Here is a 5,811-nt window from a genome sequence, read left to right on the forward strand (position 1 = left end):
GGCATCCAAGTTATAAGGATGCCAGTTTGCATAAATCAGATTTTAATTAGTTAAGTTAACTTCGTAGTTGATTGCATCCACTATCCCTTGAATCTGCTGTGGATTCATGGCACCACCGCTGAACATTGCCAATGCTCGGACCGGTAGTTCACCCATCATGCGCTGCATCATGCGGCCTGTCGTTTCGTCTCCTTCAGTGTTCACCATCGCACTCATCTGCTTCTGCATTTGCTCGATTAAAGCCCTGCCTGTATTGGTGACTGCAATTTCGCCAAGGGTAGAGTTGAGCGTGTAGGGATCCCCAGGCTGATAGGAAGAAGGTGGCAGCGGTTTACCATATAAGCTCGCGAAATCTTCATCGGATACGAGGAAATCCCCATTAGACAGTGTCTCGTACGCAGCATGCTGCGCCTCCTTTGGAGAAGTGCCATTAAGCGTGATGCTTTGCTCGCAGCGAATGTCTCTACTAGATGAAGCTGCAGCCACGATATAATCTCCTGCTTCCACTACGAATGCTTGGGTATCCACATCATAATAGGCAAAATTGCGAGTGGTCAACGTGACGCATACGGTTTTCTCCTCGCYAGGCTGCAGCATCACCTTGGCAAAACCGCCCAACTCCCGTATAGGCTTAAATACCGAAGGGTTCTTCTGGCTAACATAAAACTGTACGGCTTCAGCTCCCGCAACGTCTCCGATATTTTTTACTTTTACGCTAGCTACCACGTCATTGTCCTTTTTCTCTAGCGTTAGACCGCTGTATTCAAAGCTCGTATATGACAGACCGAACCCAAAAGGGAACTGTACATCTTTGCCAGCCTTGTCGTAATAGCGGTAGCCCACATAGATGCTCTCCCGATATTCTACAGTCTTCTCTCCACCAGGGAAGTAGTGATAGCTGGAGTTGTCCTCCAGTTTAAAAGGGAAGCTTTCAGCCAGCTTACCGCTTGGTACTGCATCACCAAAAAGCAGATCCGCAGCTGCGCTGGCGCCGGCTTGGCCGCCTAAATACAGCATGAGCAGTGCTTTGGCATCGACAAGCCAAGGCATTTCCACGGCGCTGCCTCCAAACAGCAGCACTACTGTGTTGGGATTGACAGCAGCGGTACGTTGTAGAAGTGCGACATGACTGTCAGGCAAACGCATATGATCGCGATCAAAGCCTTCGCTCTCGTACTCATCGGGCAGTCCGATACATACGATCGCGATGTCGGCCGACATCGCAACCGCTTCTGCCTCGGACAGCAATGCTTCATCAGCCGCATCACCATTTGCAGAGTAACCCTGGGCATAGATGAAGCTTTCCCCTCGCTCCTTCAGAATGCCGCACAGATTTTCCAATTGAATCGGATTAATGCGGCTGCTGCCAGCACCTTGGTAACGCGGCTTGTCTGCAAATCCGCCCAGCACCGCCAGCTTGCTTCCTTTTTGAAACGGCAGCAGATTGCCATCATTTTTCAGCAGCACAGTGCTTTCAGCCGCCACCCTGCGAGCCAATTTGTGATGAGCATCTGCATCATATCGGTATCCTTCACTTTCGTTGTCTTTCGCAGCCAGCAACATGCACAGCATGCGAAGCGCTGCCGTATCGAGCAAAGCCTCTTCCAAGCCGCCGTCCTGAACGGCTTGTACCACTGCTTCGTCATTTGCAGGTCCTGCATAAGGCATTTCCAAATCCAATCCGCTTGCCGTGCCCTTCACACGATCGACAATTGCACCCCAGTCGGTCACCACAAGGCCTTCAAATCCCCATTCATCACGAAGCACCTGGTTTAACAGCCAATTATTCTGGCTAGCGTACTCCCCATTGATCTGGTTATAAGAGCACATGACGGTCCATGGTTGCGCTTTCTTTACTGCTTTCTCAAAAGCAGGCAGATAGATTTCCCTTAAAGCCCGTTCATCGACGATTGAGTCCACCACCAAACGGCGGGTCTCCTGATTATTGGCTGCATAATGCTTCATACTTGTTCCTACACCCTTGCTCTGGATGCCTTGGATAAACGAAGTGGATAACTCTCCTGTGAGAAACGGATCTTCGGAAAAGTATTCAAAGTTACGCCCACACAGCGGGCTGCGCTTGATGTTGGCGCCAGGTCCGAGAACAACGGTCACATTCTCTTGCAGACATTCTTCGGCAAGTGCTTCACCCATCTCGCGAAGCAGGTCAGTATCAAAGGAACAAGCCGTCGTTGCGGCGGTAGGAAAACAGGTTGCAGGCACGCTCTGGTTGATCCCCAAATGATCGGAACTGCCACCTTGTTTGCGCAGACCATGAGGCCCATCAGTTACCATCACTTTGTCTATGCCCAGGCGTTCCAATCCTTTAGTCTGCCAGAAATTGCTGCCGCTGCACAAGGTAGCTTTCTCTTCTAATGTCATTTGCGTCAGTATTTCTTTCGCTTTCATCTCATATTTTTTCAAATTGATGCTCCTTTCGATTTTCGCAAAGTGATAATTCTTGTTGTATCGTTGTTGAATCAAGTGTATACGGCTGGCGCCGTCCTCTGGTGGCATAAGTTCGTTTCACGGTGAAATATAGGCGTTGGTATAAGTGTGAAACTTATACTTTCCTATATTTTGAAAAAAACGTGCTTCCACAGCTGAAACAACAACCAACTCATGAAAAAACCATCAATCACATCGGAAGGAAAATGTGCGCCCATGACAACTCGGCTGAATGCAATGAGCACGAACCAGACATAAGAGACAGATAGAAGCCATGCTGCTTTACCTTGCAATTTAGGGCATTACACATTCTCCAACATGAATTTTCCAATCTCAATCAAACTATCTTCCGCTTGCGGTGTGACACCCACCTGATCGGCAAACCCGTGGGAAAGTCCTTTGTACCGTATCGTTTTTACTTTGACGCCTGAGTCCTTTAGCTTTAATGCATACGCATCATCCTCTATACGCAAAAAGTCATATTCGCCGAACAAAATGACGGTAGACGGCATCCCTTTCAGATCTCCTCGCAGCGGACTCACATAGGGGATTTTATCATCGGGCACTCCCAAATATTCGCCCAATGTAACATTTCCTATAGCGCCGCTAAACATATCCAGTATCGAACGAATCGTTTTATCCTGAGACGGGGATATTTCATAAACATCCCTGCGTTGCATATGTCCCTCCATACCTGCTGCGTCCACACTTGGATATAGCAGTGCTTGCGCCTTCACCATCTGGGTTCCCTCATCCCGATCCTTCATTGCGCACACCGTGGCTAGGTTCCCACCTGCGGAATCACCGGAGATACAGATGCGATGCGGGTCACCATTGAAATCTTCGGCGTGGACATAAATCCATTTCAACACGGCATAACAGTCGTCGAGCCCGGCAGGATATGGGTTTTCCGGAGCTAGGCGGTAATCCACCTGAATCGATACACAGCCAGTATTCGCAACCACAAGCTTGCAGATCTCCTCCACCACTTCTGGTCCTCCTGCCACGAAACCTCCGCCGTGGATGAAATAGAACACAGGCTGCAAGCCTACCTTCTTCTTTTGCGAGGTATAAATGCGGACAGGGACCGCCACATCACCGTTCTGAACTGTAGCATGCTTCACATCAACGCCTTCAGTGATCGATATGCTCTTCACGCCATTCATCATCCGACGCATTTGAGCTGCGCTTTTTTGGATATTTTTCTTCCGGCTGCCTTTCATCATCATCTTAATCACCATGCCCTTGAAGCCTTTCAGCATTGGCTCCAAACTCTTATATAAGCGAGGATCCAGCACGCCAGGCTCATCGGTTTCAGGAATGGGCTTAATCAAGATATCCAGTCCGTTTTCATTAATTACATGCTGCCTTTCAAGAATAGACGTAAGAAGCTGTTTAGAATATTTGCGTTCCATGAGGATTCCCCTTCCCAAATCTTGTGTCCATCCAACTCAATAAGATCGATTTTTCATTATAATAGCTCTTGAATGGCATTTTTGTAGTAGATATGCCATAACTCAATTATAGGTTTGGGATTTCAGAAAAAATATCGTATTATTTCTTTTCTTATATACTTCTTTTATCGTTTCAAATAAAAGAGATTCCATATTTGTAGTCGAGAGCAAAAATACAATATAAAAAACAAAAAGGACGACGCCAAAGTCATCCTTTTTGTTTTATTTTCTATTTATCGCGTTAGTAAAATCAATTGAACCTCATGCGGCTGAACAACAGCATTTACCACATAATTCGCTGTCACTTGCATCGACTGCATTTGAAATAGCGGTAGGGACCGACTTTCAAGATAAGCCCATTCTTCTGGACGCATTTCCTTAGGTGCACCCATATTCAGCCATTCGTCAAAGGCGCTTCCTCCAGCTGGACCTACCGAATACCTGCGCTCTGTATAAACACCCGGCGTTAAGCCGTCCAGACGAATGTGGTACTGACGGGGATTGCGTATATTGAACACATTGTACCGTTCGGTTTGGGTTAGGTGAGTAGTATGACGGTAGCGATACAATGTATCATAATGACAATAATTATAAATGAATATCTGTATTTCAGCTTTCGAAGAGGTTATAAAATACCCGTCACCTTCAGCTACCAAGTTGCTACCTGCATACTTCAACAACTGTAGGGCGCGATAACAGCTTTTGGGCATTCCCCCGCGAGTGAATAAACCAAACCCGCCATGGAAAAGCTCCGCCGAGGGAACGATCTCCTCCATATGGTCGCTTAGCGTCCAATATCCCATAGCCTCAAACTGGTCATAGTTTTCCAGAATGTTTTTGAAAAGAAAAGCAGATTTGTACGAGGTGTCGTTGCACAAATCACGCTGCCAGATGCTATTGCTCCACTCTTCAAGAATCACGGGCAGATTGCCGAAACCGCATTGGCGCAACAGCTTTTTGACCTTGTGCAAAGCGTGCCCCAAAAACTGTTCATCACCGCTTGCCGCAAGAGGAAAAGCTTCATCCTCAGCCATGAGCTGTAGACCAGTGTCTTCCTGATCGGGTAATATACTGTGAAAAGCACGCAGAGCCAATGTGTCTGGCATACAGTTTTCCTTGCTGCAAGCCACCAGAAATTCGCTAATATAATCACTCGAATCAATGTTGCACCCTGGACCAGTAATATGCAGCTGCGGATCGATAGCGCGGATCACTCGACTGGTCTCTCGGTAAAGCACCCAGTATTCTTCCAATGTAAATACACCATAGCCGGAAAACTCTGGACTCACGAATGGAGCGAACCTCCATTCCCGCACCGATTCAATCCCATATCGATCAATGAAATGGCGAACGAGCGATGTTACGAGGGCGAGCCATTCGTCTAATTTCTCGGGCATAGATAGGATGCTTGGCCTCCTGAATGGAAACACGGCTTCCCTCGCTAAAGCAGAGGGCATATAACTGAATTCCACATAAGGCTTTAACCCCACTGATAGCACAAAGTCCAGTACCTCATCTACATAAACAAAGTTATACTCCAAGCTGCCCGACAATTTGCTGACATACAGCATCATATCATCATCCAACAGACCTTTGCAGCGCACATAGCGAAAACCAATCTCCTTTTGCATCTTTCGTATTTGCGCCTGCACCGCGCCATTCAGCAGATCTTTGGCATATCCTGCATTTATCAACGTCCGCCAATTATGACTCAGCGTCCTAATCTTACGGCTAATGTCCACATGCAGATCATATATCTTGTTAACCTGGGGTCTGACGATCGATTGCTCGGGTTGATGCAAATGACGCATCAGTGAAGAAAAATCGGTCGAGAATCCCTCACTGGCGGTACCGTTCTCCTTAGGCTCGGTGGCATCATGCTCATTTACGCGACGGTATTGCCCTGGTG

Annotated in this window: 4 protein-coding genes; all 4 read right to left on the minus strand. The window is 47.5% G+C overall.

What is annotated here, in order from left to right; all coding sequences use genetic code 11:
* Positions 1 to 42: 42 nt before the first annotated feature.
* On the minus strand, positions 43 to 2,409 hold the full coding sequence (locus AC1DWN_RS26105) for a glycoside hydrolase family 3 C-terminal domain-containing protein (protein ID WP_477561816.1): 2,367 nt from the start codon (positions 2,407 to 2,409) through the stop codon (positions 43 to 45).
* Between the two features lie 164 nt (positions 2,410 to 2,573).
* Positions 2,574 to 2,741 (minus strand): phosphatase PAP2 family protein, encoded by a 168-nt coding sequence (locus AC1DWN_RS26110; protein WP_477561813.1) that lies wholly within the window; start codon positions 2,739 to 2,741, stop codon positions 2,574 to 2,576.
* A 9-nt stretch (positions 2,742 to 2,750) separates the two neighbouring features.
* Positions 2,751 to 3,863 (minus strand): alpha/beta hydrolase, encoded by a 1,113-nt coding sequence (locus AC1DWN_RS26115; RefSeq protein WP_477561814.1) that lies wholly within the window; start codon positions 3,861 to 3,863, stop codon positions 2,751 to 2,753.
* A 272-nt stretch (positions 3,864 to 4,135) separates the two neighbouring features.
* A partial coding sequence (locus AC1DWN_RS26120) for a GH39 family glycosyl hydrolase (RefSeq protein ID WP_477561815.1) occupies positions 4,136 to 5,811 on the minus strand: 1,676 nt, incomplete at its 5' end.

The organism is Paenibacillus sp. P4_A7, assembly GCF_056402455.1.

Coding starts and splice junctions, on each gene's coding strand:
- AC1DWN_RS26115 (WP_477561814.1), bottom strand. CDS start 3,863: ATGGAACGCAAATATTCTAAACAGCTTCTTACGTCTATTCTTGAAAGG.